This window comes from Serratia sp. TSA_198.1 (assembly GCF_052686505.1).
This window is the reverse complement of the sequence record NZ_JBQZFP010000007.1, coordinates 107,988-134,943: the sequence shown is the minus strand read 5'-3', so window position 1 is coordinate 134,943 and position 26,956 is coordinate 107,988. Positions and strand designations below refer to the sequence as shown.

Below are 26,956 nucleotides of genomic sequence, written 5' to 3'. Positions count from 1 at the left end.
CTTATTGATAAGCCAGCACAAAATTGGCTACCGAGCTGAATTCACCCTCGGTAATGGTTTTATTCTGTATCGCGCGGGGTTGGCCCTGCACATAGGCGGTGAAATTCAACACAGTGGCGCCGTCCTGCAATGCCACTGCGCTGGTGGCCTGATTCAACGCAATATCGGCGCCCTTGCTGTCAAACAGCGCGATGGCGGCGCCGTTGGTGCCGTTATTGATCGCCAGTTTACCCGGCAGCTCGCGGTCTTCGGTGCCGCTGAAGGTGACATTGACGGATTTGAACACCGCCGTTTTGCAGTCGGTCAGCTTGATGTTGAACGGCACCGGATTGCTGTGGCCATAGCGGTACAGGGTTTTGACGATCACGGTATCCATCTCCACCACCTGATCGGCCGATTGCGGTTCAATATTGCACGGCCGGCTCACCACGGTACCGTGGAACTGCAGTGGTGAACCGACCAGTTCGGTATCCGCCAGAGCCGGCAACGCCGTAAACAATAAGGGCGAGCAACTGAGCATCGCTAAAGCGCGTAAACGCATGGTCTGTTTCTCCCTGGGTTACTCGAAGGCCGCCACAATGGTGGCCGAGGCGTTAAATTCCCCTTCCGCGATGTCCTTGCCGCCGTTGGCCAACGGTGCAGCAACCAGGTTCCAGCTGCCGCCGTTACCGATATTTGGCACCGGATAAAACTCATTCGGGACAACCAACTGACCGTTATGTTTGATCTCGATACCGAGATCGGTTTTATCGGTTTTAAACGCGTTATTGGTGAAGGGCGCCGGGGTGCCGGAGACCGCCAGTTTGATATTCAGGGTGCCGTCCTCAAAGCTGCCGCCTTCGCACTGGAAGCGTACCGGAATGCTTTGCGGATAGCTTGCGCCGTTCAGGTTGCTGCCGCTGATTTCCCCAAATTCGACGTTGATCAGTTGGCCTTCATTCACCACGCATTTATCCGGCACGTACAGAATGGCGGATTGAATAAACACCTGCGCCATAGGGTTGGGGCCGAAACCTGCGTCGGTCGAACCCAGGCGGCCATACATCTCGATGATTTGCCGGTCGTTAATCTGCACGCCATTGATGATTTTTTTGCGCACCCGGAAGGTGACTTTGCCCCGGGAGCCGCTTTCGTAGTTGTTGATTTGCACGTAGGGCGGGTTGCATGAATGTTGGCTCAACTCGTTGGATACATTGTAAAAAGGCACGGTGACGTAGGCCCTTTTATTGCCGGCGATCCAAACCTCGGCTTTTAAATCCAGGTAATCATTCAGTTTTAAATAACCGTTGCCGAACTCGGAGGGGGGCAGCGCCGAATCCGACTTATAAAAGTGCGGGCTGGTCGGAATACGGGTATCGCAATAGGCCTTGCCGGTATATTGGCCGCCTAACGAATAGGTAAATTCTTTGGTGAAGCCCACCTGATTGGTGATGTTGGTTTCATTCAGGTCGATATAAAATTGTTTTGCCCCGCCGTCCGGCGTCACGTAGCCATTTGCCCAGACGGCAGGCGCCGCCAGCGCGAACGCCAGCGGCAGATAATAGTTAACGTATTGGTTTTTCATTGCGTTTGTGAACCTCACAGGTAAATCACCTGAATGTGCGCCACGCCGGAAAACCCGGCCGCCATCACCGCTCGCTGCGTGGATTCCACGCTGGCGCTGAACCACAGCGTGTTGCTGCCGGGCTGCAGAATGTAGGGCCGGCTTTGCTGATTGAGCGACAGAGCGCGGCCCTGTTGGTCCTGCAAACGCAGGCCGATGCCTTGCACGCCGCCGTTGAGTTTCAGCAAGTCCGGATTATTCACATCGCTGTCGCCGAGAAACACCAGCGTCGCGGCCTGCTCGCCCTGTAAATAGAGCTGCCCGGCATCGCCGTTACGTTGGCCGGCGGGATTATCCGCCAGCGCTTTGGCCCCCAACAGGCAGTTGCGAAAGGAGAGACGAAAGCGCACCGGCGCGCTCCGATCGCCGGCATTCTGGAAGTCACGCGCGTTAACCTCGCCCAAATCGATGGCCTGATCCTGGCTGTCCGGCGTCAGGCTGCAAGGGGAACTGAGCAGGCCGCCGAAAAAGCTGACGGTGCCGGTAGTGCCTTCAATCACGTCAAGCGGCGTTGCCGCCGCCGCGCTGCCGCTAAACAGCAATGCGCCGAACAGCAAGGGCCGCAGGCGGCCGCCGGTGAATTCAGCCATGCGGTATCTCCTTATTTTTTGGTATCGGGCACGACATGGCAGACGCTGCCGTTGCAGGCGAAGCGCAGCTCGGGGTGGCCGCCGTAGTCATTGATGTAGGTGACGACAAAGCTGTTCAGGCCGTTGTCGCGCAGCTTCACGCTTTCGCTGGATTTCGGTTTCAGCATCACCGGCTGGAAGTCACCGAGCGCGCCGCCGCCCTGTTTCTGCGGCTGGCGGGTCATGCCGGTCAGGGTGATATAAAACGGCGTGGGGTTTTCGATGGTGAACCCGCCGGCGCTTTTACGGAACACCAGCTTCTCCTGCCACACCTCGCCTTTTGGCGCGACTATGGCTTTCGGCCGGTAAAACAGCTTGATCTGGGTCTGCAGCGCCAGCTGCATCACGTTGGTTTTACTGCTTTTCGGCGGGATTTCACGCAAGTTGAAATAGAACACCGATTCGCGATCCTGCGGCAGGCGGTCGGCCTCCGGGGTCTTGGTGATGCGCACTACGCTGCGTTCGCCGGCCTCTACCCGCTGCAACGGCGGCAGTACCACCAGCGGCGAGGTGATTTTCTGATGCTGTTCGTTTTCCAGCCAGGATTGCGCCAGGAAAGGCAGCTCCTTATTTTCGTTGACGATATTCAGGCTGATGGATTTCGCGTCGCTGAGGTAGACGGCGCGGGTACGATCCAGCGAGATCGCTGCGTTGACGGCCGGAGCCGCGCTGGCCAATACCAGGCCCAGCGCGGCCATTTTTGCTAGCGGATAGTTGTTCATAGTCATCAATTCTCTGTGTTGCGGATTACAGTTTGGCGCACGGCAGCAGCAGCTGGTCCAGCGGCTTGGCGGCGCCCGGTATCACGATGCGGCACTGGCGTTGGCCTTCCCAGGCGACATCCAGTTGTTCTTGCGGCTGGACGCCGGTCAGGTAGACCGATCCTCCGTCGTTCACCACCGCCACTTCGCGGCCTCGCTCACTCAGCACCGTAGCGCCAAACGGCGGTTCGCTGCCGTCGGCCAGCTTGATGGTGGCCAGCAGCTTGCTGCCTTTCACCACCTCAAAGTGGCGGTAGCCGATGGCGCCTTCGGTCAGCGTGCCTTGCACTACCGCGCGGGTGGCTTCGACGTCGTCCGCAAGTTGGTTGACGTCAATTCGGGTATCGGTGTTGTAGTAGCTGGTGATATCGGAAATCACCGCCAGGCCGAAGTGGTTGCTGTAGGTGCGGCCGTTGTTGATCGGCACCCCGGCGATGCCGTCGGTGTCGAGCATCATCCGGCTGCCGCCGTTGCTGGAGTTCTGGTGCGCGGCCACGCCGTATCGGGTGGCGGTAATGCCGCTGCGGAAAGTGCCGCCGATAGAGGAGTAGCTGTCTTGTTGGTAAGAGGCGCTGGCGTTGAGCGAGCCGAACGACGCGTTGCGGGTGTAGTAACCGCGAGCCAGCGATTTGCCGGCTTGGTTAAAGCCGCCGCTGACCTGCCAGGTATTGTTCGGATCGGTGTAGTCGTTGTAGGACGCCATCTGCGTGACGTCGCTGTTGCTGCTTTGCAGCGAGTAACCGATACGGCGACGATCGCCAATCGGCACGCTGAAGTTCAGCATCACGCTGTCGTCCGTGCGGCCGTGATAGGTAGTGCGGTAGGCCGACAGCGAGGCGGTGATGTTGCTGACGTTACCGACGTTGAACAATTTGCTGGCGGACAGTCCGTAGCGATCCTGTGCCTTGGCGTCCCAATAGGTCTGGTGGGAATAGGTCAGGTAGGCGGTGATCGCTTTGGCGCTGTCTTCCGCCATAAAGGTTTTGCTGGCGGTGATGGTGTACAGCTCTTTTTGACGCCCGTTGTAGTGTTCGTCGTAGTCGTTGTAACGCTCTTGCAGATACTGGGACATGTTCATGAACTTGCGCTGCGAAAAGCGATAACCGGCGAAGGTGATCTGGCTGTTCAGTTCATCGAAGCGTTTGGCGTAGTTGACCTTGAACGACATGCCGCTGGCGGTCGGTTCATTGGGCAAGCGCGCGATGGACTGCGTGACGTCCAGCGACATGGCGCCAAACACGTTCAGATCGCGGCCCAGGCCGAGCGCCCAGGCGTTGTAATCGCCGCCGAGCAGCGCGCCGCCGTACAGCGACCAGGCGCTGGTCAGCCCCCAAGAGAAATCGCTGGCAGAGAACAGCGGCCCCTGCGTGCGGTGATCGTAAGCCGAGGGTTTGCCAAGTGCGACGTTGTAGCGCACATAGCCGGGGCGGGTCAGATAAGGGATGGTGGCGGTATCGACCTGGAAGGTGGAGACGCTGCCGTCCTGTTCTTCTACCTTCACGTCCAGCCGGCCACGCACCGAACTGTTGAGATCCTGAATGGCGAACGGCCCGGCGGGCACCGTGGTTTCGTACAGCGTGCGGCCTTCCTGGGAAACGGTGATTTTGGCGTTGCTCTTGGCGATGCCGCGCACTTCCGGCGCATAGCCCTGCAGGTTCGGCGGCAGCATGCGCTCGTCACTGGCCAGATTGAGGCCGGTGAAGCGGTACGAATCGAACACCCCCGAGTCGAGAAAGATTTCGCCGAGGGTGAGCTTGGCGGCCTGCATTGGCAGTGCGCGATAGGCGTAGATCTGGTTCCAGTCAAAACCGCTGTCACGCTGGCCGGCCTGCTGATTGTAATTGGCCTGATAATCGGCTCGCAGGCGCCAGGCGCCCATATTGGCACCCAGCGTGCCGTAGCTGCTGAGGTTTTCTGAGGTGTTGTTATTGTGGCTTTGTTTGCCGACCTGGCCGCTGAGGTTGTAGTCCAGCAGCAGCCCCGGAATACCCTCGTCCCATTGTTCAGGTGGGGTCCAGTCCGGATCGGAATATTTCATCCATGCCTGCGGAATGGTGATCGCCAACACGCCGCCGCCGATACGATCGGAAAGGGTCGCCCCTTTGATCCCGCTGATATCGGCGCACTGGTTGTCGTGCCACAGGGTGATTTTTTTGGCGGCTTCCTCTTTCAGGGCCATTTTTTCCACCAGATCCGGCGGCAGACAGGCGCGGGATCGGTCCTTTTTATCCGCTGACGGATAATACTGGATGCGGCGCTGCGGCAGGGTTTTCTGGTTGATCTTGATATCCAGCAGATAGGTGCCGGGCATGACGTAATCGGCGTCGGAAAAACGCGATAAATCCACTTTGCTGCGATCGCCGATATCCAATACGTCAGTATTGAATTCCGTGGCGGAAAAAGCCGAATGCGCCCAGAGGAAAGATAGAATGACGATAAGGGGTCTTTTTTTCCGTGTCAGTAATGACGTCATAGAATAATCACTCATGGCAAATCCGCGCCCAATAGCAGGTCATCCTGTACGACCTGAATACGTAATACGTGATGTCATTCGGTACCTGATGCCGGTACCCGCCTAACGCGGCGTTACAGATAAGACAGGGTGAATTTCGCCAACGAGCTGAATCCGCCGGCTCGGGCCTTATCGGGGTGAATGCGTAATCGGGCACCGAAGCGCAGCGTATTGTCGCCGGCGACGATCTGGTAATCCGCCGTGGTGGTGCCCAGCGGGATAGGGGTACCGGCTGCGGTCAGCAGTTCAATGGCCACGCCTTGCGCTTCGCCGTAAACGCCCAATAGCGCGGGATCCCGGCTGTCTGCGGTGCCGTCGAAGGTGACGGTAGCCGCGCGATAAATAAAGTCGGGCTTCACGACGCTTGCCAGTTCACAGTTCACCAGCTTGATCTCAAAATTGCGGCGGCTGCCGATCAACACCGGCTGTTCGCCCAATGCCGCGTCGGTCATGGAGATCAGCCCGAAATCAATGCTTTGGTCGAGGCTTTCGCCGGCAATCCCACAGGGGGTCTCGACGATCTCGCCGCCCAGGCTGACCGTGCCGTGGCCCTGATTTTTCGCTGTCGCCTCTACGCTGCAAACGCTGAGCGCGATAAGCAGTGCGCCCCAAATCCGGGTTGTCATGCTGGCGTCTCCCTGTAGCCGTCTGTCTCGTTACCTAATATCCGTGCAGGTAAAAGCGGGGACGCCGACACGGCGCCCCCAAGGGGATTACAGGTAAGCCAGAGTGAAGTTCGCTACGCTGGTGAATTCGCCTGGGACCACGGCGCCAGACGCGCTGCTGCCTTGCAGGTAAGCGGCGAATTTCAGGGAATTGTTGCCTTCGTTCAGGCCCTGACCGTCAGTCGCGGTGCCCAGCTCAACGTCTTTGGAGTGCAGGTTGTCGTAGATCATGATGCCGGCGCCGGTCGCGGTGCCGCTCAATGCCAACAGCTTGCTGTTATCAGGATCCGGGGTGCCGGTGAAGGTCACCTGGACGTTCTTCATGGTCGTCAGAGAGCAGTCTTTCAACTCAATGCTGAATGGCTGAGAGCTGGATTTCCCTTCTTTGGCCAGAATACGGCTGCTGATTTGGCCCATCGGTACCGTCTGGTCAACGGACTCAGGCGCTACGCTGCATGGCGCATCGATGATTTCACCGGTAAAAGTCACTTTACCGCTGCCCTGGTTAGATGCGGCGTGAGCAACAGATGCGGAAGCGAAAGCAATCATGGTTGCCAGCATTAATTTATTCAGTTTCATTTCTCAAGTTCCTGTAGAGAGTATTTAAATAAAAAGAAAAGCACATCTAAATCCCCCACGACGCTGGCAACATCATGTCGCCAGCCTCGAAGTTGGAGCCAGATCCTTTTGCTCTGGGCAATACGCCACCCTCCGTTATTTTCTCAGCAATAACGAAAGTTTTTGGAAGGCGTAAAAACGCATTCCATTAAAATGAAAATATGAATATCACCCTGGCGTCTTGGTGAGAATATTCTTGCAAATAATAGGTGTTGTTGGAAATAGCTTTTATTAAGTTAGGTCAAATACAGAATATAAAACCAAAAGGAAAAAGAAATATATATAATTGAAAATCAATAGATCGTATACAATTATTATCCAGAATAAATGACTATATAATTGGCAATGTGCGAGATTTTAGATCGCCAGATATGCCGTTGACACTACAATTCACAATATTGTTTTGATAATATCGCTATCAGACAGCAGATGATGAATTGCGGCTGTTAATCGGCGGTGAAAAGTTAACTCATTGTTTTAAAAGACAGGTAAAACGATATCGCCGGCGTGAAACGCGGCTTTCAACATAACGGCGGCGGTAATTTCTTTCGTGGCGTTAACAAAAAAATAACAATATCGACGCGTGCCGGATTATTATCGGCACAGGCTGATATTGCGCGTTTTTTGTTATTTAACTCGTTCGGATTAATCCAAAACGGTGAGTTCTCGCTGAGCTTCACGACATAATAATGACCTAAGTGATAATTAAGGGGTGATAAACGGAATGATTACCATAATTAATGATTCGACTCGCCGCTCGGCCGTCGCTTTGGCAGCGCTGATAATGACAGGTTTAATGTTGTCGGGCTGTGCGGGGAAGAATGGCGCGGGCGTTAACGCCGTGAAAAAAGTCTCACAGAATAATCCTAATGAAAAGACTGATGAGCAGCGCATCGTACTTTGTCAGCAGCGGGTGAATTCACTTAAGAATATTAATCCACAAAGTTACCAGAAACGGATTGCTTATTTTAACGGACTGCTTGCCAACGCCTCCGGATATGCCGGTATTCGCAGTCATGTCGATGAAAGTACCCGTAAGGCTATAGACGCGCTTTATAAATATAAAACTGAAAAGTTCTGTGCCGACGTCGAGCATGAGCTGATGTCCGATCTGTCCAGCCGGGTGGAGAGCCTGTAGCCATGAAAAAGTGCGCGGAAGGAGCCGCAGCTTTGCTGTTGTTGCTGGTGGCAGGCAGCGTGTTGGCGGCGGGCAAAACGCCGGCCGATGACGGCATTCCCGCGTTGCTGAAATTTGCCGAGCAGCAGCAGGTGGCGGCCCCTTCAGTGGCAGAAAAGGCGCCGTCGGTTTCCTCGCCGGTTACCGTCAAACCCAAGCCCAGCACTGCGCCGCGAGGGGATAGCGCCCGGCTGACGGCGCTGAATCAGACCCTGCGTCAACAGGCTGAGGTGATTCAGCAGCAGGCCGAGACTGTCCGTCGGCTGGAGCGGCAGTTGGCGATTCAAGCCGCCGAGCCGGCGGTCAGTGTGCCTGAGGTTGTCGATATCCGGCCGCTGGCGGCAGCGCTGAAGGGGATCCGACGGGCCATCGCGCCGCCGCCGGATCTGCTCGCCATGGCGGCATCGTTGGCGCGGCAACAACGGATAGCCGGAGAACAAAAACAACGGCTACAGCAGCTCGGCCGACAGTTGGCGCAGTTGCAACAGCCGCCGGCGCTGGTCAGCGATGCGGATAAACAGGCTTATGCCGCCGGAGTTTCGCTGGGGCGCGACATCCTGCACCTGCAGGAACAAAACCAACAACTGGGTATTGAAGCCGATCGGCCGCGTTTGCTGGCGGGCATCGCCGATACGCTGAACGGCCGACCACGGTTGGACAACGCCGCCATCGACGGCGCGTTGCAAGCCGCAGACCGCGCTTTGCAACAGGCTCATCGGCAACGGCAGCAGACCTTGCAGCAGGACGGTAAAGCCTATCTTGCCGATTTTGCCACACGGCCGGGGGTTCATAAGGACGCGCTCGGGTTCTATTACCGCGTGGATTACGCCGGCAGTGGGCGGATAGGTGCGGGCGACAACGTCAGCATCGTGGTGCGTGAAAGCTTGCCCGACGGCACGGTGATTAAGGATATGGAGCCGGCCGGCACGACTATCACGTTACCGCTGGCGCAATATCCGCCGCTGTTTCGCGCAGCTATCGGCAAACTCGACAAGCACGGGTCCATTACTCTGGTGGTGCCACCGGAGCTGGCGTATGGCGAGAAGGGCAGCCCACCCGCCATTCCGCCAGGGGCCACCATGATTTACACCCTGCGCGTGGCCGACGTGCTGCCGCCGGATAAGGACAGGTAAAAGTAACCCCAGGAGGACGTGATGGCGAAGGCGCCGATAACCTATGAAATCAGGAAATCGCATATGCTAAACGTGTTACGAAAACTGTGTATGGAACGTGCGGCGGGAACAGAGAGGCACCACCCGCCACCGCCGGAACAGTGGCCTAAAACAAGGGAGCTGGCAGACCAATGCGGCGAGAATATTTACACCACACGCACGCTGTTATTGGCGTTGGAAAAAGAGGGAAAAGTTCGTTGTACCCACCGCAGCATCAATAATTCGTTACGCTGGTATATTTGTACGTCGTCCCAAAAAGCGTAATGCCCTTTCTGTCTGAAATGTTGGACTTTCTTTCACAGCGCATCATGATAAGGCTGAGGGATTACAACTCCCTCAGCCCTGTTGTTTGTCGCCGGGCGCATTGCCCTGATTGGGGATGAGCGAGCTGGCCGCCTGCTGCAACTTGAAATCCATAGGGTATACTTGCCGGCTGATTGAAACGCGTTTTATGGCGATGCGGATATATTATGAAGGAAAGCAAAGAAATACTTTTATTGGATGATATTCATTATCAAATAGACGATCAGGTTATTTTGGATTCCGTCTCTTTCGGTCTAAAACAGGGCGAATTCAAACTGATTACCGGGCCGTCCGGCTGCGGAAAAAGCACCTTGCTTAAAATTGTGTCTTCGCTGATCGATCCGACCCGCGGAAAAATTATCTTCGACGGTAAGCCCATCACCGATATGTCGCCGGAAGCATACCGTCAACAGGTCTCTTACTGCTTCCAGACTCCGGCGCTGTTTGGCGATACGGTCTATGACAATATTGCGCTGCCTTACCTGATCCGTAAGCAAAAACCGGACGAGCAAAAAATGAAAGCCGATCTGACGCGTTTCGGGCTGGCGGAAAATAAGTTGAAAAAAAGCGTTAACGAATTATCGGGCGGGGAGAAGCAGCGTATTTCCTTGATCCGCAACCTGCAGTTTATGCCCAAGGTGCTGCTGTTGGACGAAATCACCAGTGCGCTGGATGAAGAAAATAAGCGTAACGTCAACGAGATTATTCATCAGCTGGTATCGCAACATGGCGTAGCGGCGTTGTGGGTCACGCACGATAAAGATGAAATCAAACATGCGGACGATGTGATTACCCTGAGCGCCCACGGTGCACGGGCACAGGAGAAAACCGATGAACCAGCATAATATCACCAATGAATCTTTAGGGTTGTCGATGATACTGGTGGTTATCGCTATTTTGATCAGCCATAAAGAAAAGCTGGCGCTGGAAAAAGACATTATCTGGAGTATTTGCCGCGCGGTAGTGCAGCTGATTATTGTCGGCTACGTGTTGAAATACATTTTTGACGTGAACAACGCCATTCTGACGGTGTTGATGGTGCTGTTTATTTGTTTTAACGCCGCTTATAACGCGCAAAAGCGCAGTAAATATATTGAGCATGCGTTTATTACCTCATTTATCGCCATTACCACGGGCGCGGTACTGACGCTGGTGGTGTTGGTGCTGACCGGTTCGATAGAGTTTACGCCGATGCAGGTGATCCCGATTTCCGGCATGATCGCCGGCAATGCCATGGTGGCGGTTGGGCTGTGTTACAACAATCTGGGGCAGCGTTTCAAAGGCGATCAGCAGAAGATTCAGGAGATGCTCAGTTTGGGCGCGTCGCCGAAGTTTGCCTCGACGGCGTTGATCCGCGACAGCATTCGCGCGTCGTTGATTCCGACGGTCGATTCCGCCAAAACCGTCGGGTTGGTCAGCCTGCCGGGCATGATGTCCGGTTTGATCTTCGCGGGCATTGATCCGGTCAAGGCGATCAAGTACCAGATCATGGTCACCTTTATGCTGCTTTCCACCGCCGCCCTGTCGACCATTATTGCCTGCTATCTGGCCTACCGTAAGTTCTATAACGCCCGCCATCAATTGGTGGTCAGTAAGCTGAAGTAGCGCTAAAAAAACGGCCTCCGAAGAGGCCGTTAGTTTGATGACAAAGTTGTCTTTGAACCCGAGATACCCGGGCCTAGCGCACCGAGGGGCCATTATGGGACACATCCGTGTGTCCCACCCTGCGGGCCGACATGAAGTCGTTCCAATTTGCTCCCGGCAAATGGGTCGGCGGGCAAGCCGCTACGACCCCTTCGGCACGCTCTCCCTAATAACGGGCTTTGTCAGCAGTCTGACGGCCTCCGGGGAGGCCGTTATGCGCTCTGTTACTCTTGCAGCAGGGCGATGCTCTGGCGGATTTCACGTTCTATATCCGCCTCTGACCAGTTATCCAGTTGCGAAGAGAACGGCTCGAAGGCGTAAATGCCGGTATAACCGAGGCGTTCCAGATTCTGCACCTGCTTTTTGCTCTCCAGCCGATCTTTGCCACTCAGCATGATGCGTTCTTCGTCGCTTAACGCGCTTTTGCTTCGCGGGTCTTCCACCCCGGAAAGGTGCACCAGGCCAATGCCGCCGATGTCAATCTGCGCATCAAACTCGGGTTGCGCCACCTCGCTTAAATAATGGTGGAAGGTATCCAGCACGATTTTGTAGGGCGCGCCTGAATCCCCGATCAGCGACTGCGTCAGCAGTGACGAGCGCAGTGAACTGATGCCAAAGCCCAGCGGCTCAACATAGCCCTGCACGCCGTATTGTTTAAACAGCGGGGCCAGCAGTTTCAGGGCTGCCAACGTATCCGTCTTTTTCTGCTCTTCGCTGCGGCGATCGTCCGCGCTGCAATGCGGGCACAGTACCAGCGCCTTGCTATGGATGGCCTGGGCTTGCGACAGCAGCGCCTCGGCGTTTTTCAGCAGCGCGCGCTCGTCGTCCGGCAGGTTAAACCTGCCAAGGGCGTTGATAGTGATGATCTCGATGCCGTATTTTGCCGCCAGCGCAGTGAGTTGCTCATTGCTCAGGCTGTCGGTCACCTTGCCGCTCGGCATATCGTTGCGCAGCTCAACTTTGCTGAGCCCGCACTTTTTCACCAGGCGGAAAAAGGATTCCAAATCGAGATTCGGCGCGATCTTGCGGTTGATGCAAAAACGCTCTGGCGCAATGGTCATGATGCATGACTCCTGAAGGGGTTGAGAAAGCTTAGGGCTTGCCGTCGTGCAACGGCACCGGTTGTGTTTCGGACAAGGGCAGGCGATAGCGTTTCGCCATCACCACGTCTTCCATTTTCTCGAGGGAAACGCCCCGGGTTTCCGGGATATAACGGCTGACAAACCAGTAGCTGAACAGGCAGCACGCCGCAAAAATCCACATCGGGAAGGCGCCGTGGAACTGGGTGAACAGATACGGATTGTCGTTGATCATCGGGAAGGTTTGCGAAACCACAAAGTTGGCCAGCCACATGCAGCCGACGGCGATGCTCATGCCCTGCGAACGCATGCGGTTGGGGAAAATCTCCGACACCAGCACCCAGGCGCCGACGCCCCAGGACAACGCGTAAAACACCATGAAGAACAGCATGCCGAACAGCGCGAAATAGCCGGTAGCCTCGGTATACAACGCATAAGAGGTGATCAGCAACCCGGCGATGACCCCCAGCGTGCCCCAGCGCATCAACGGGATACGGCCCATGCGATCCATCAGCATGGCGCCAATCACCGAGCCGACCAACTGCATCACGCCAATCCAGATGGTTTGGAACAGCGCTTCCTGCGCATTCTCGGTGACGGTTTTCAACACCACCGGCGCGTAATACATCATGACGTTAACGCCGGTGACCTGTTGCAGCATGGCGATCATGCAGCCGACAAACAGAATGAAACGCACGCGTTTATCGGCGTAGCTGAATTTTTGCTTGCTGGATTGTTGATCCTGCCGTATCGAGTCCTTGATTTCCCGCAGGACGTTTTTGGCATGCTCGGCGTTAGAGACGCGGGTCAGCATCGCCAGCGCCTGATCGTCACGGCCGACCATCACGCTCCAGCGAGGGGATTCCGGAATGATGAACACCAGAATGCAAAACAGGATGCAGGGAAGCACGCCGGAGGCGAACATCCAGCGCCAGCCCATCTCCACCAACCAGGCTTCGCTGGCGATGCTGGCAATCTTGAAGTTAACGTAAAAGATCACGATCTGGCCGAACACGATGGCGAACTGCTGCATGCTGAGTGCGCGGCCGCGCATGTCTTTCGGTGACACTTCAGACATGTACATCGGTGAGACGGTGGCGGCGATGCCCACTGCCAACCCGCCGATAATGCGGTAAATGACAAACCAGGTGAAGGTCGGTGCCAATGAGGAACCTATGGCCGAGACGGTGAACAACAACGCCGCCAGCATCAGGGCCTTCTTGCGGCCATAACGCCCCGCCAGCGGCCCGGCGGCAAAGGCGCCAACCACGCAGCCGATCACCACGTTGGATACCGCCCAGCCGGTTTCGGCCGGGCTGAGGTTGAAATAGGTTTTCAGGGATTCGATCGCGCCGGAGATCACGGCGGTATCGTAGCCGAACAGCAGGCCGCCCAGAGCGGCGACCCCGCAAATTTTCATGATGTAGCCGGTATTGCGCTTACGCTGATATGACATTTATTGCTCCGATTTTTATCCTGGCTTCTGCCCGCATGTTGCGTTGTAGGTAGAGAGGGGGGCAGAAGAGTGAACCGTGCCTGTCATCAAGGCGGTGATATTTGTGCAGTTCTTCCTTAAACAAGAACATTTATTTCATAATTAGTGAATAATGAAATATTGATTTTTAGATCCAGTTCAAAAAAAACCGCAAACGGACAGCCGACGTTACCGAAAGATTTACGTGCGCCCGACGCCGTTGCGTTGACCGGTTGCCGCTATTTTTCTGTATAAAAGTCAGGGGGCATTGCCGCCCACCGCCGGGCAAGCCGGTGGCGCGTTTTTTTACCGCGATGCAATGACCCTGTATGACGACAGGGTAAAATTGCGACCTTCCGCACTAAAAACAAAATTTCTAAAATAATTTATTTGAAACTTTTTTTTCAATGAAATAGAGTTTGCTTTATCCGGTCAGGATTTAGCCTGCTTGCGGGCATGAGCTGGCAGTGTGATTCAAACGCCACGGCGTGCGGCAGCCCCGCATGCGGCCAGGCGACAGCGGACTTAAAAGAGGGTGAGACATGAAAACCGTGGGTAACTTTATTGGCGGGCAGGTGTGCCTGAGCAGCAGCAATCAAACCGTCGACGTGCATAACCCGGCTACCGGGCAGGTTGAACGTCGCGTCACGCAGAGCACCGCCGCCGAGGTGAAACAGGCCATCGATGTCGCCCATCAGGCGTTTACCGATTGGTCGCGCACCACGCCGCTGCGCCGTGCGCGCATCATGTTCAATTTTAAGGCGCTGCTGGAACAGCATCGCGAAGAACTGGCGCAGCTTATCGTCAGTGAACACGGCAAAGTCTATTCCGATGCGCTGGGCGAACTGACCCGCGGCCTGGAAGTGGTCGAGTTTGCCTGCGGCATTCCGCATTTGATCAAAGGCGAATATTCGCCGGACGTCGGCAGCGGTGTCGACAGCTTCTCGCTGATGCAACCGCTGGGCGTGGTAGCGGGCATCACCCCGTTCAACTTCCCGGCGATGGTGCCGATGTGGATGTTCCCTATCGCGCTCGCCTGCGGCAATACCTTCGTCCTCAAGCCGCCGGCGCTGGTGCCTTCGGCCTCGGTGCGGCTGGCGGAGCTGCTGAAAGAAGCCGGCCTGCCGGACGGCGTATTCAACGTGGTTCATTGTTCTAATGAAAACGCCGCCCAGCTGTGCACCGATCCGCACATTCAGGCGGTGAGTTTTGTCGGCTCGTCGGCGGTAGCGGAACACATCTACACGACCGCCAGCGCCCACGGCAAGCGGGTACAAGCCTTTGGCGCAGCGAAAAATCAGGCCATCATCATGCCGGACGCCGATCTGGACGCGACCGTAAATGCCCTGATGGGCGGCGCGTTCGGTTCTGCCGGCGAGCGTTGCATGGCACTGCCGGTGGCGGTGGTGGTGGGTGACGACACGGCCGACAAGCTGATCGCCAAGCTGAAACCGCTGATTGCCCAGCTGCGTGTTGGCCCTGGGATTCAGCAGGGCGGCGAAGAAAACGAAATGGGGCCGCTGGTGTCTTCGGCGCACCAGAAGAAAGTGTTGGGTTATATCGATCTGGGTGTGGAAGAGGGCGCAACGCTGGTGGCCGACGGCCGCAACTATCAGGTAGCGGGCTACCCGGATGGCTATTACGTTGGCGGCACCCTGTTTGACCATGTGACCTCCGACATGCGCATCTATCGTGAAGAGATCTTCGGACCGGTGTTGGGCATTGTCCGCGTACCGGATTACCGGACTGCCATCGACACGGTGAACAGCCATGAGTTTGGCAATGGCAGCGCTATCTTCACCAGTAACGGCCACTATGCACGCCAGTTCGTGCAGGAAGTGCAGGCCGGCATGGTGGGGGTTAACGTGCCGGTGCCGGTTCCGATGGCGTTTCACAGCTTCGGCGGTTGGAAGCGCTCGGTGTTCGGCGCCCTGAACGTGCACGGCACCGACGGCGTGCGATTCTACACCCGCATGAAAACCGCCACAGCGCGCTGGCCGACCGGGCAGCAGACGGTGTCGGAATACAGTATGCCGACGCTGGGCTAATCCCCGTACCGACAGACCAGGGCCGTTACTTTATTGGAGTGACGGCCGCTGCATTTGTAACGCTATAGGTTAACAGGAGAATAATCATGTCTTCATTGCTCGCCAAATGTCAGCAGCCGAACGCCGAGGGGCGCATCCAGCACGTCACCCCAGAGAATGCCGACTGGCGCTTTGTCGGGTTCGATGTCTATCGCCTCGCGGCCGGCCAGACGCTGCAATTGGAAAGCGGCGATAAAGAGCTGTGCCTGGTGCTGGTCGCCGGCATTGCCTCCGTCGCCACCCTGCGGGCGGAATATCCGCATATCGGCAAACGCATGAGCCCGTTTGAGCGCACGCCGCCTTATGCGGTCTACGTGCCGCATCACGACAAGATTAACGTGCGGGCGGAAAGCGATTTGGAGCTGGCGGTGTGCAGCGCACCGGGCAAAGGGCATCTGCCGTCGCGCCTGATTACGCCGGCGGATGTGGGCGTCGAGCGGCGCGGCAAGGGGCGCAATCAGCGTTTGGTGCACAACATTCTGCCGGACAGCGAACCCGCCGACAGCCTGCTGGTGGTGGAAGTGTACACCGATGAAGGCAATACCAGTTCATACCCCAGCCACAAGCACGACCAGGAGGATTCACCGGATGAAACCTATCTGGAAGAAACCTACTATCACCGCATTCAGCCTGAACAGGGCTTTTGCCTGCAGCGAGTCTATACCGACGATCGCGAACTCGATGAGTGCATGCCGGTGTATAACCGTGACGTGGTCAAGGTGCCGCGCGGTTACCACCCGGTGGCGACGCTGGCCGGTTACGACAGCTACTATCTCAACGTGATGGCCGGGCCGGTGCGGCTGTGGAAATTCACCTGGGAAAAAGACCACGCCTGGATTAACAGCGACGGTTACCCGGCGGCGAAATAAGCTTTAACAGGCCCGGCATGCCGGGCCTGTTATTATTCAGCGTTACTCGTCTTTAGCATTATTCAGCGCCAAGGATACCGCCAGGGTTTGCGCCAGACACATTGAGGCGACCTGCGAGCGGAAACCGTCCACCTGCGCTTCGCGCACCACAAAGCACACGTCGCTGAAGGCGGCCAGCGGGCTGACCTGGCTGTCGGTGATGGCGATCTGTTGCGCGCCGCGTTTGGCACCCAGTTCCACCAGCTCCAGCGCTTCTTGCGCATACGGCGAGTAGCTGATGGCAATCACCACGTCTTTGGGTTTCACCATGCTCAATTGCTCGGTGAACATGCCGCCCAACCCGTCGATCAGGAACGCCCGACGTTCAAGGTGGCGCAACGCATAGGTAAGGTAGGAGGCGACGCTGAAAGAACGGCGCAGGCCAATCACGTAGATGTTCTCGGCGTTGTTCAACAGTTCAACGGCACGGTCCAGCTGCTCTGAGCTGGTTTGCATCGCCAGCTGTTGCAGCGCCTGAGCGTTGACCATGGTGAACACGTTGAGAATTTCCGCCGGTTTTTCCGGTGCGACGTTGCCGTCGGTCGAGGTCTGGCGAAACAGGCGGGCGCGTTCGGTGTAGTTGACCGTTTCTTCCATCAGGTGCTGGCGAAAAACCTGTTTCATTTCGTTGAAACCGCTAAAGCCAAACGCGTTGGCGAAGCGGATCAGCGTGGAAGGCGGGACGCTGGCCTGGGCTGCAATGGAGGCAACGGTATCGAAAGCAATGCTGTTACTGTTATCCAAAATGTAACGCGCCACCTGTTTCAAGCGCTTGCTTAGCGTTTCATAACGGTGGCGAATCTCGTCCTGTAACAGCGAAAGTTGAGTTGGGTTGTTCATCCATTCGGCTCGCAGTGGGGGCTAAGGCGTATCGGCCTGACGCCTGAGTTGTTGACAGCCCATTCTAACAGATGGAGCGGAAATTTCATTTCATCTAAAAGCGATTTATTCGATTGCAAGTTGCGTTACTTCACAGAAAACCGGCAAAAAAATCCCCTTAAAGCGGCGAAAATCGCTGTAAGGGGAGCCTTTGTCGATTAATTTGCGTCGTGGCCGGGGCGATATTGGCGCCAGAAACCGATCAGCGTCAGGTATTTTTGTTTCACCTGTTCGATTAAGCCGGCGTCATCCAGTTCGCCCTGCAACCAGCGGCGTGAGGGTTGGCCGAAAATGGTGCGGCCAACGGCAAAGCCTTTCACCCAAGGCGCATCGGCAGCGGCGGCGAAGCCGGCCTTCAGCGTTTCCTCCGGGGAATCCAGCCCCAGGATCAATACGCCACGGCAGAAGGGATCGTTAGCCTCGATCAACGCGCCGACCTGCCGCCAGTTCTCGGCACTCAGCGGCGGCAGTTTCCACCAGTCTGGCTTCACGCCCAACCGGTAGAAATGTTGCAGCATGTCCAGATAGTAGCGCTCGTCTTTGTCGGCGTTGCTTTCCGGCAAAATCACCTCGAGCAGCAGCTCGTGGCCCGATTTACAGCAGCCGCGATAGACGTCGCCGATCAGTTCATCCTGTTCGCGGCGCAATTCGGCGGCGTCATGCGGATGGTAAAACACCAGGCATTTCACTACGTGTTCCTGTGGCCAGTCGATCAGTTGCGAGCCGATATTGCCGTGCTCCAGCCGCAGCGGGCGCGAGCTGGGCAGCTCGACCGGCCGGCCAATCCACCAGCCCTGGCCGGTGATTTCGTTCAGCGCCGCCTGGCCGTAAGTGGTGTCGGCCAGAATGCCGCTGTTGCCCTGCAGCCCGGCATCTTCTGCGGCCCGTTGCGCCGCCGCCAGCAGCAGGGTTTTCAATCGGGGGATACGTTCTTCACTGACGTTGGCTTCGCGCGCCATATCCGCCAGCTGCTTGCGGTGATCGAAGGCGAATACGCACAGTTCCGGCCACTGTTTTTTGCGGGTTGTCACCCGGTGCAGGTGATTGAGCCGCGGGTCGCGGTCCGGGCGTTTCACTTCCCGTTCGCGTTGCAAATAGTCATCCAGCTCCAGTTTGGTGGGCATCGCCGGCGCGCAACCGTGGCGCGAAACCACCAGCGCACCGCAGGCGTTGGCATAGCGGCAGGCCTGATCCCAGCCTTCATCGTTCAGGTAACCGCGCAGCAGGCCGGACATAAAGGCATCGCCGGCGCCCAGCACGTTCAGTACCTCGACCCGTACGCCGGAATGCAGTTTTACCTGCTGCCAGTCGGCGGCGATCTCGCCTTCGAAGACCGAGCAGCCCTGCGCACCGCGTTTGCAGACCAGCGTGGCCGGGGTGGCTTTGCGTACATTGCTCAGCGCGGTCAGCGTGTCGGTGCTGCCGCCGGCAATGTGAAACTCTTCTTCGGTACCGACGATTAAATCAAAGTGGTGCAGCACTTCCTGCAGTTCGCGGGTCACCTTCTCGGATTCGACAAAGCGGGTTTCACCGTCGCCCAACGAGGTCAGGCCCCACAATACCGGGCGGTAGTCGATATCCAGCGCGGTGCGCAGGCCGTGGCGGCGGGCGTACTCCAGCGCCTTCAGCACTGCAGCTCGGGTGTTAGGGTGCGACAAATGGGTGCCGGTAATGGCCAGCGCGCGTGACGACGCAATATAGGATTCGTCGATATCGTCCGGCGTCAGCGCCATGTCGGCGCAATTTTCACGGTAGAAAATCAGCGGGAAGGTTTCCTGATCCTTGATGCCGAGGATCACCAGGCCGGTCAGGCGCTCTGGGTCGACGATCAGGCTCCGGGTGTCGGCGCCGACGCGTTGCAGCTCTTCGCGCAGGAAGCGGCCCATATGCTCATCGCCGACGCGGGCCAGCATGCCGGACTTCAACCCCTGAATGGCGGTGCCGTAGGCTACGTTGCCGGAAGAGCCGCCGAGATACTTGGAGAATGTGCTGGCATCTTCCAGGCGTGCGCCGATCTGTTGTGCATAGAAATCGACGGCGATACGCCCGAGACAAATGACATCAAGTTGTTTTTCTTGTGTAGCCATACCCGTTTCCTTCTGTATTAAGCCAAACCCCGACTGCGAAGCATATTTTGGAGTATGAGGAATAAAAATTTCAATTTCAAGATTGAATGAAATTTACACCCCAAAAATGTGATGCATTTAAAAGCGCGATGAAAGCGGGGATGCAGGGGGCAAAAACCGCGCCCTGCCTGAGAGGAAAACGTGCTGCAACGGGGGGTGATGCTTGCGCGTCACAGGCCGATGGCATCGGGTGCACAGGCGGGTTTGGCGCGGTTGGGATGGGGCCGCGCCGGCGGGAAAGGGCGGCTAAGTCGGTGAATTCTAAAGGCATGGATGAAATGAGGTTTTCATCATTATGCGATCTTTATCGCAAAATGAAATGTTTCTTCTGTAATGTGATTTTATGGAAAATATATTTGTTTATAATCGCTTCACGTTTCACGTTGTCGGTTTAGTGAGCGGCACCGCTGGAAAGCCATAGGCATAATGTAGAGGGTGGAGAAATGGGCAAGATCAGATTAACCATGGCACAGGCGCTCGTCAGGTTCCTCGACAACCAGTATCTGCTGGTCGACGGCGTGGAAACCAAATTCGTAAAGGGTATCTTTGCGATTTTCGGTCACGGCAATGTCCTCGGCCTGGGGCAGGCGCTGGAACAAGACAGCGGCGAACTGGTGGTGCACCAGGGGCGCAATGAGCAGGGCATGGCCCATGCGGCGACCGGCTTCGCCAAGCAGAAGCTGCGTCAGCAGATCTACGCCTGCACCTCTTCCGTCGGCCCCGGTGCCGCCAATATGATCACCGCCGCCGCGACCGCCACCGCCAACCGCATTCCTTTATTGCTGCTGCCGGGCGACGTCTATGCGTCGCGCCAGCCGGACCCGGTGTTGCAGCAGATCGAACAGTCCTACGATCTCAGCATCAGCACCAATGACGCTTTCCGCGCGGTCAGCAAATACTGGGATCGCATCGTGCGGCCGGAACAGCTGATGAGCGCCTGCATCAATGCGATGCGCGTGCTGACCGATCCGGCGGAAACCGGCGCGGTCACGCTGTGCCTGCCGCAGGATGTGCAGGGCGAAGCCTATGACTACCCGGACTACTTTTTCCAAAAGCGCGTACATCGGCTCGATCGCCGCCCGGCGACCGAAGGCATGCTGGCGGATGCGCTGGCGCTGTTGACCGCCAAACGCAAACCGCTGCTGGTGTGCGGCGGCGGGGTGAAATATTCGCAGGCCGGGCAGGCGCTGCGCGAGTTTGCAGAACGCTTCCACATTCCGTTTGTGGAAACTCAGGCCGGTAAAGGCACCGTGCCTTCCAGCCATCCGTTTAACCTGGGCGGTATCGGCGAAACCGGTTGTCTGGCGGCCAATACGCTGGCCAAACAGGCCGACCTGGTGATTGGCGTGGGCACCCGTTACACCGACTTCACCACGTCGTCAAAATGGCTGTTCCAGCATTCGGATGTCGATTTCCTCAATATTAACGTCAGCGGTTTTGACGCCGGTAAACTCGACGGCGTACAGGTGCTGGCCGATGCCCGTGCGGCGCTGGTCGCCTTGAGCGCCCTGCTGGCGCAATCCGATTACCGCGCCGGTTGGGGCGATGCCATTACCGAGGCGCGCAGCGCGCAGCAGCAGGAAACCGCCCGCGTTTATGCGGTGGAATACACCGACGAAGGCTTTGTGCCGGAAATTGACGACTCTCTCGATCGCGAACGTGTCTTCGCCGAATTTATCGAACAGACCGACTCGCTGCTGACCCAAAGTCGGGTGCTGGGCGTGTTGAATCAGCACCTGCCGCAGGACAGTGTGATCGTCGCCGCCGCCGGCAGCCTGCCGGGCGATTTGCAGCGCGTGTGGCACAACCACGGCGAGCACGGTTATCACGTGGAATACGGCTATTCGTGCATGGGCTACGAGGTTAACGCGGCGTTGGGGGTCAAGCTGGCCGAACCGCAGCGCGAGGTGTATGTGATGGTCGGCGACGGCGCCTTTATGATGCTGCATTCCGAACTGGTCACCTCGATCCAGGAAGGCTGCAAAATCAACGTGGTGCTGTTCGACAACATGACCAACGGCTGTATCAACAACCTGCAGATGGAACACGGTATGGACAGTTACACCACCGAATTCCGCTTCCGTAACCCGCAGGGCGGCAAGCTCGACGGCAACTTTGTGCCGGTCAATTTTGCCATGCTGGCGGCGGCCTACGGTTGTAAAACCTACAGCGTCACCACCGAACAGCAACTGATCGACGCGCTGGCCGATGCGCGCCTGCAGAAAGTCTCCACCCTGCTGGACATCAAAGTGCTGCCAAAAACCATGGTGCACAAATATCTCAGCTGGTGGCGCGTGGGCGGCGCCCAGGTTGCCGACAGCGAAAAAATTGTCGCCGTGGCCCGCAAGCTGCAGGAAAACATCGATAAGGCCCGTGATTACTGATTATCCAGACCTGGCGTCTGCCGCAACTATTTGAAGAGGATAACGAAGATGACATTGAACATTGGGGTTATTGGCACCGGCGCAATCGGTCGGGATCATATTCGCCGCTGCAGTAAAGTGTTGCAGGGCAGCCGCATCGTGGCGGTCAACGACATCAACCGCGACAACGCCGCCAAGGTTGTGAGCGATCTGAAGCTGGACGCGAAGGTGTATGACAACGGCCAGGATCTGATCAAGGCGGCGGATGTGCAGGCGGTGCTGGTCACCTCCTGGGGCCCGAGCCACGAAGAATTTGTGCTGGCGGCCATCGCAGCCGGCAAGCCGGTGTTCTGCGAGAAGCCGCTGGCGGTCACCGCACAGGGCTGTAAAAACATCGTCGAAGCCGAAGCGAAGCACGGCAAACGCCTGGTGCAGGTGGGCTTTATGCGCCCTTACGATCGCGGCTACCGCGCGTTAAAACAGGTGCTGACCAGCGGCCAGATCGGCGAGCCGCTGATGCTGCACTGCGCGCACCGCAACCCGACCGTCGGCGAGGCCTATACCACCGATATGGCGATTACCGACACCTTGATTCACGAGATCGACGTGCTGCGCTGGCTGCTGGATGACGACTACGTCTCGGTGCAGGTGGTATTCCCGCGTAAAAGCCCCAAGGCGTTCCCGCACCTGAAAGATCCGCAGATTGTGCTGTTTGAAACTGCCAAGGGCACGCGCATTGACGTCGAAATCTTCGTTAACTGCCAGTACGGCTATGACATCCAGTGTGAAGTGGTGGGGGAAACCGGCATCGCCAAACTGCCGGAGCCTTCGTCGGTGCAGATGCGCAGCGGTGCCAAACTCTCTACCGAGATCCTGACCGACTGGAAAGACCGCTTTATCGACGCTTATGACGTTGAGCTGCAAGGCTTTATCAACGACGTGCTGGCCGGAAAGCTAACCGGGCCTTCCGCCTGGGACGGCTATGCGGCCTCTGTGACTGCCGATGCCTGTGTGGCCGCGCAGCTCAGCGGCGAGATTGTGCCGGTGACCCTGCCGCCGCGCCCGGCATTCTACAACCACTAATGGGCTGACCGCGGTACCCACGTTTAAGAGGAATGACCATGAAGATCGCTTTTGATGTTGATGTCATCAGGGACCTGGGCATCACCAAAATGGTTCAGCAGGTAGCGGACTGGGGCTATCGGTATATCGAACAGTCGCCGCACCCGCAGATCAATCCGTTCTATAAGCATCCGAAAGCCGGCCGTGAGGTGATGGCGGAATACAAGAACGCGCTGAAAGCGACCGGTGTGGAGATTTCCTCGTTTATTGTGGTGTACCGCTGGTCCGGCCCGGGTGAGGATCGTCGCCAGGCGGCAGTCAAAAACTGGCGCCGGATGATAGAGATTGCGGTGGAAATGGGCGTGCAGGTGATCAACACCGAGCTGGCCGGCAACCCTAATGAGCCGGAAATTTGCGAGGAGCTTTGGTATCGCTCAATGGAGGAGCTGCTGCCGATCATTGAGCGCGAAGGTATCCGCATGGAAATCCAGTCTCATCCGTGGGATTTCTGCGAACTGAGCAACGAAACCGCCGACATGGTGAAATCGCTGCGCAGCGACCACGTCAAGTACCTCTACAGCGTGCCGCACAGCTTCTATTACGACAAAGGCCAGGGCGACGTGGCCGGCATGCTGAAATATGCCGGAGACGATCTTTCCCACGTGCTGATCGCCGATACCATGAACCACACCAAACACTGCCGCTATATCGTCAACCCACCGGGGGTCGACGCTGCCGTGCACCAGCACGTGGGTATTGGCGAAGGCGAGGTGGATTTCGACGCCCTGTTCCAGACCCTGCGCGATATGGAGTTCGCCAACCGCAACTTTAAGGTCGGTGGCGAAGCGATCATCTGCACTTCGCTGTTCGGCTACCCGGAAAAAATGAAAAGCCAGGCAGTGGCGACCAGAGAGCGCATCGAGAAAGAGCTGCTGGGCAAATAACCTTTTTGGCGCGTCGGCGTTAATTCCGTTGGCGTGCATCCGATTATTGAGGCTGAACATGAACAAAGACAACGTGAAACTGGCCATCGCGCCGATCGGCTGGACCAATGACGACATGCCCGAACTGGGCAAAGAGAACACTTTCCAGCAGTGCGTCAGTGAAATGGCGCTGGCCGGCTTCACCGGCAGCGAAGTCGGGAGCAAGTACCCGCGCGATCCGGCGGTATTGAAGCCGATGCTGGATATTCGCGGTATCCAGATCTGCAACGCCTGGTTCAGCACCTTTTTTGCCGACGGCCAGAAAGAAAAAACCATCGATGAATTTATCAACCATATGAATTTCCTGCATGCGATGGGCGCCAGGGTGATCGGCTGCTCCGAGCAGAGCAAGAGCATTCAGGGCACCACCAAAGGGGTGTTCGAAGAGAAGCCGTATTTCAGCGACGAAGAGTGGCAGCGGGTGGCCGATGGCTACAATGAGCTGGCGAAAATTGCCGCTGACAAGGGGATGCAGGTTTGCCTGCACCACCACATGGGCACCGGCATCCAGACCACCGCGGAGATTGACCGCTACATGAGCATGGTGAATGACGACGTCTATCTGCTGTTTGATACCGGCCACGCTTACTACTCGGAAGGCAGCCAGCAGGCGATGATGGCGATACTGGAAAAGTATCTGCCGCGCATTAACCATGTGCATTTGAAAGACGTGCGTGACGAGGTGGTAGCGGAAGTGAAGGCCAATAAGCTGAGCTTCCTCGACGGCGTGAAGAAGGGCACTTTCACCGTGCCGGGTGATGGCGTGATCGACTTCCGTCCGGTGTTTAAACTGCTGGATGAGCGGGGCTACAAGGGCTGGATGGTGGTGGAGGCCGAACAGGATCCGGCGCTGGCCAACCCGTTTGAATATGCGGTGAAGGCGCGCCGTTATATCAAGGAGACCGCCGGCATTTAATCGAGCCGGGCAAGATACCCGTCATACTTGAAGCTGCCTCTGTGTTGGCTGCGCGTACTTACCCGAATCACTTACTTGAGTAAGCTCATCGGGATAAGTACCCTTGCCGCCTGGATGCAACTCCAATTATTTTGGGTATAAAAAAAGGTGCCTGAGTGATCAAGGCACCTTTTTTATTTGCCGGGATCAGGCGAGGGTTTTCCAGGTGGTGACCTGGCTGCCCGGCCATGGGGTGGCAGCGTAAACGCCACGGGCGATCGCCCGCGCCAGCGTATCTGCTGCCAAGGCGCCAATTTGCAGCACCGCCAGCTCGCGGCTGCCCTGAACCTCGCGCTTGCCGGTGGACAAGGCAAACACCACGTCGCCGTCGAACGGGCTGTGCAATGGGCGAATGGCGCGCGCCATGCCGTCTTGCGCCATGATCGCCACGCGTTTCAACTCCACCCGGGTCAGCGCCAGATCGGTGGCGATGCAGGCCAGGGTGGTGTTTTTCCTGCCGCCTGTCGGCTCGGTGGGCATCCAGTCTTCGCCCTGGCCATGCAACTGCGCCAGCGCGGCCGCGCCGCCGTTGCCAAATTCGCCGTTGATTTCATAAGGCGTGGCCCAGAAGGCACGGCTACCGGGCGCGACCACCGAACCCAGGCTGTTGACCGCTACCAGCGCGCCGACGGTAGCGCCGTTAGCCGCCACGATGGAAGCCGAGCCGAGGCCGCCCTTCAGCTTGCCCATGCCGGTCATGGCGCCATAGCCTGCGCCCACGGTGCCGAGCGGGAAGTCGTGGCCCGCTTTGCCGGCCGCTTCTATCCCCAGTTGGCGGTAAGGCGGCTCAAGCTGCCAGTTTTTATCGCCCGCGTTGTTCAGATCATACAGGCAGGCGGTAGGTACTATGGGGGACACCGGCACGCCGGGAGCCGGCCGCAGGGCATAGCCGCGGCCTTGTTGCCCCAGCCAGGCCGCGACGCCGTCCGCCGCTGCCAGCCCGTATACCGAGCCGCCGCTCAGCACCAGCGCATCGACGGTTTGCACCAGGTTATCTTCCCCCAGCGCGTCGGTTTCACGGGTGGCCGGGCCACCGCCGCGCACGTCGACGGCGGCGATCGCCGGGCTATCCGGCAGGATAACCGTGGTGCCGGTGCGTACCTGGCTGCTCTGGGCTACGCCGACCTGCAGGCCGGGCACGTCGGTAATCAGGTTGCGGGCGCCGGTCCGCACGGCGGGAGAGGTTGGCATGGCTGCCCCTAAAAAGGTGGTGGGAGAAAGGATGCCGATGGCACCCGTTACGCAGGCCAGCGTCTGCACAAAAGCGCGGCGGCTGACGTTTAAGGGCCGGTTAACCGGCCCTGATTCACTTTCGCTATCATTCATGATGCGCTTTTACCCGCTGCTCGCTGCGAAAGCGAGCCATATGATGAGAATCCACCAGCTCGCCATCGCGCATGGCGTAAGCGCGGCTGGTACCTTCAATTTCAAAGCCGAACTTGCGGTAGAGCGCAATGGCGGCCTGATTGTCGGTAAACACCGTCAGTTCGATGCGTTCGATGGCTGCCCAATTGTCGCAGAGGTCGATCATCGCCTTCATCAGGCTGCTGCCGACGCCTTTGCCGTGGTAGCGCGTATCCACGCCAATGCCGAAGGTCGCCACATGGCGGCGGCGCACGCGCTGGTTCAGCATCACGCTCAACTGGCCGACGAGCTGCCCGTCGATACAGGCCACCAGGTTGTGGGTGCCCGGCTCGAGGTTGGCGAGGCGCTTATGCCAGAGTTCGACTGAAGGTAGTGGAAGATGTAGCGTGTCACGGTAAGCCTTTGGCTGAGAATAAAGTTGATGCAGGGCCTGTGCATCTGCCGTTTCCACATGACGAACTACGATCTCACTCATTACGCTGCTCCTTTGGCTTACCGATTGAATAACCTTTGAATTTATCCGTTTATCCTGACGAGTCAATATTATTTCGGATGGGGAAAAATAACGCTTTACAGGTGCGAATGATAATG

24 protein-coding genes are annotated in these 26,956 nt (G+C 57.3%); 11 read left to right on the top strand and 13 right to left on the bottom strand.

The window, feature by feature from the left end; all coding sequences use genetic code 11:
* Position 1 precedes the first annotated feature (1 nt).
* The 7 genes from ACUTSW_RS22155 to ACUTSW_RS22125 all read right to left on the bottom strand — a co-directional run bounded on the left by ACUTSW_RS22155 (position 2) and on the right by ACUTSW_RS22125 (position 6,749).
* Complete coding sequence (locus tag ACUTSW_RS22155) at positions 2-541, bottom strand: fimbrial protein (protein WP_445585364.1); 540 nt, start codon at positions 539-541, stop codon at positions 2-4.
* An 18-nt stretch (positions 542-559) separates the two neighbouring features.
* Positions 560-1,564 carry a fimbrial protein gene (locus ACUTSW_RS22150; RefSeq protein ID WP_445585363.1) on the bottom strand — a complete coding sequence of 335 codons (1,005 nt, stop codon included), beginning with the start codon at positions 1,562-1,564 and terminating at the stop codon, positions 560-562.
* Between the two features lie 14 nt (positions 1,565-1,578).
* Complete coding sequence (locus tag ACUTSW_RS22145) at positions 1,579-2,193, bottom strand: fimbrial protein (RefSeq protein WP_062868970.1); 615 nt, start codon at positions 2,191-2,193, stop codon at positions 1,579-1,581.
* 11 nt (positions 2,194-2,204) lie between these two features.
* Positions 2,205-2,954, bottom strand: coding sequence for a fimbrial biogenesis chaperone (locus ACUTSW_RS22140; protein ID WP_445585426.1), 750 nt, complete (start codon positions 2,952-2,954; stop codon positions 2,205-2,207).
* Positions 2,955-2,979: 25 nt separating this feature from the next.
* The gene (locus ACUTSW_RS22135; RefSeq protein ID WP_062868968.1) at positions 2,980-5,481 is read right to left on the bottom strand and encodes a fimbria/pilus outer membrane usher protein; all 2,502 of its coding nucleotides are present in this window, start codon (positions 5,479-5,481) and stop codon (positions 2,980-2,982) included.
* 98 nt (positions 5,482-5,579) lie between these two features.
* On the bottom strand, positions 5,580-6,131 hold the full coding sequence (locus ACUTSW_RS22130; protein WP_445585362.1) for a fimbrial protein: 552 nt from the start codon (positions 6,129-6,131) through the stop codon (positions 5,580-5,582).
* A gap of 87 nt (positions 6,132-6,218) precedes the next feature.
* Positions 6,219-6,749, bottom strand: a complete 531-nt coding sequence (locus tag ACUTSW_RS22125; protein ID WP_013814891.1) for a fimbrial protein — start codon at positions 6,747-6,749, stop codon at positions 6,219-6,221.
* Between the two features lie 763 nt (positions 6,750-7,512).
* On the opposite strand from ACUTSW_RS22125, the gene ACUTSW_RS22120 reads away from it, so the two are divergent.
* The 5 genes from ACUTSW_RS22120 (at position 7,513) to fetB (ending at position 11,045) form a co-directional block, all read left to right on the top strand.
* Complete coding sequence (locus ACUTSW_RS22120) at positions 7,513-7,926, top strand: hypothetical protein (protein ID WP_445585361.1); 414 nt, start codon at positions 7,513-7,515, stop codon at positions 7,924-7,926.
* A 2-nt stretch (positions 7,927-7,928) separates the two neighbouring features.
* Complete coding sequence (locus ACUTSW_RS22115; RefSeq protein ID WP_445585360.1) at positions 7,929-9,098, top strand: FKBP-type peptidyl-prolyl cis-trans isomerase N-terminal domain-containing protein; 1,170 nt, start codon at positions 7,929-7,931, stop codon at positions 9,096-9,098.
* Between the two features lie 21 nt (positions 9,099-9,119).
* Entirely contained in the window at positions 9,120-9,401 is a 282-nt protein-coding gene (locus tag ACUTSW_RS22110; RefSeq protein WP_020439943.1) for a FaeA/PapI family transcriptional regulator, read from the top strand.
* A gap of 206 nt (positions 9,402-9,607) precedes the next feature.
* The gene (gene fetA, locus ACUTSW_RS22105; protein ID WP_445585359.1) at positions 9,608-10,285 is read left to right on the top strand and encodes an iron efflux ABC transporter ATP-binding subunit FetA; all 678 of its coding nucleotides are present in this window, start codon (positions 9,608-9,610) and stop codon (positions 10,283-10,285) included.
* Positions 10,272-11,045: an iron efflux ABC transporter permease subunit FetB gene (gene fetB / locus ACUTSW_RS22100; RefSeq protein ID WP_445585358.1), complete on the top strand. Its 774-nt coding sequence runs from the start codon at positions 10,272-10,274 to the stop codon at positions 11,043-11,045. The genes fetA and fetB overlap by 14 nt, the downstream gene beginning before the upstream one ends.
* 263 nt (positions 11,046-11,308) lie before the next feature.
* Here the strand turns inward: fetB and ACUTSW_RS22095 are convergent, their stop codons facing one another.
* Both ACUTSW_RS22095 and ACUTSW_RS22090 read right to left on the bottom strand, forming a co-directional pair.
* Positions 11,309-12,145 (bottom strand): TIM barrel protein, encoded by an 837-nt coding sequence (locus ACUTSW_RS22095; protein ID WP_445585357.1) that lies wholly within the window; start codon positions 12,143-12,145, stop codon positions 11,309-11,311.
* Positions 12,146-12,176: 31 nt separating this feature from the next.
* Positions 12,177-13,619, bottom strand: coding sequence for a sugar porter family MFS transporter (locus ACUTSW_RS22090; protein WP_445585356.1), 1,443 nt, complete (start codon positions 13,617-13,619; stop codon positions 12,177-12,179).
* A gap of 560 nt (positions 13,620-14,179) precedes the next feature.
* On the opposite strand from ACUTSW_RS22090, the gene ACUTSW_RS22085 reads away from it, so the two are divergent.
* Positions 14,180-15,685 (top strand): CoA-acylating methylmalonate-semialdehyde dehydrogenase, encoded by a 1,506-nt coding sequence (locus tag ACUTSW_RS22085; RefSeq protein ID WP_062868960.1) that lies wholly within the window; start codon positions 14,180-14,182, stop codon positions 15,683-15,685.
* An 86-nt stretch (positions 15,686-15,771) separates the two neighbouring features.
* Positions 15,772-16,593 carry a 5-deoxy-glucuronate isomerase gene (gene iolB, locus ACUTSW_RS22080; RefSeq protein WP_006328613.1) on the top strand — a complete coding sequence of 274 codons (822 nt, stop codon included), beginning with the start codon at positions 15,772-15,774 and terminating at the stop codon, positions 16,591-16,593.
* Between the two features lie 42 nt (positions 16,594-16,635).
* On the opposite strand, the gene ACUTSW_RS22075 is transcribed toward iolB, so the two are convergent.
* Both ACUTSW_RS22075 and ACUTSW_RS22070 read right to left on the bottom strand, forming a co-directional pair.
* Entirely contained in the window at positions 16,636-17,472 is an 837-nt protein-coding gene (locus ACUTSW_RS22075) for a MurR/RpiR family transcriptional regulator (RefSeq protein WP_004951463.1), read from the bottom strand.
* A gap of 197 nt (positions 17,473-17,669) precedes the next feature.
* Positions 17,670-19,598, bottom strand: a complete 1,929-nt coding sequence (locus tag ACUTSW_RS22070; RefSeq protein WP_445585355.1) for a bifunctional 5-dehydro-2-deoxygluconokinase/5-dehydro-2-deoxyphosphogluconate aldolase — start codon at positions 19,596-19,598, stop codon at positions 17,670-17,672.
* Between the two features lie 482 nt (positions 19,599-20,080).
* Here ACUTSW_RS22070 and iolD point away from each other — a divergent pair, with 482 nt between their 5' ends.
* Genes iolD through iolE form a run of 4 tightly spaced genes read left to right on the top strand, consistent with a single transcriptional unit; the run spans position 20,081 to position 24,961 of the window.
* A complete protein-coding gene (gene iolD / locus ACUTSW_RS22065; protein WP_445585354.1) occupies positions 20,081-22,021 on the top strand; it encodes a 3D-(3,5/4)-trihydroxycyclohexane-1,2-dione acylhydrolase (decyclizing) in 1,941 nt (646 codons plus the stop codon).
* Between the two features lie 48 nt (positions 22,022-22,069).
* On the top strand, positions 22,070-23,083 hold the full coding sequence (locus ACUTSW_RS22060; RefSeq protein WP_062868953.1) for a Gfo/Idh/MocA family protein: 1,014 nt from the start codon (positions 22,070-22,072) through the stop codon (positions 23,081-23,083).
* Positions 23,084-23,121: 38 nt separating this feature from the next.
* On the top strand, positions 23,122-24,006 hold the full coding sequence (locus tag ACUTSW_RS22055) for a sugar phosphate isomerase/epimerase family protein (RefSeq protein WP_062868952.1): 885 nt from the start codon (positions 23,122-23,124) through the stop codon (positions 24,004-24,006).
* Between the two features lie 58 nt (positions 24,007-24,064).
* Positions 24,065-24,961 (top strand): myo-inosose-2 dehydratase, encoded by an 897-nt coding sequence (gene iolE, locus ACUTSW_RS22050; RefSeq protein WP_006328609.1) that lies wholly within the window; start codon positions 24,065-24,067, stop codon positions 24,959-24,961.
* 186 nt (positions 24,962-25,147) lie between these two features.
* Here the strand turns inward: iolE and ACUTSW_RS22045 are convergent, their stop codons facing one another.
* The gene (locus ACUTSW_RS22045) at positions 25,148-26,326 is read right to left on the bottom strand and encodes a P1 family peptidase (RefSeq protein WP_445585353.1); all 1,179 of its coding nucleotides are present in this window, start codon (positions 26,324-26,326) and stop codon (positions 25,148-25,150) included.
* The gene (locus ACUTSW_RS22040; protein ID WP_445585352.1) at positions 26,319-26,840 is read right to left on the bottom strand and encodes a GNAT family N-acetyltransferase; all 522 of its coding nucleotides are present in this window, start codon (positions 26,838-26,840) and stop codon (positions 26,319-26,321) included. The genes ACUTSW_RS22045 and ACUTSW_RS22040 overlap by 8 nt, the downstream gene beginning before the upstream one ends.
* Positions 26,841-26,956 lie beyond the last annotated feature (116 nt).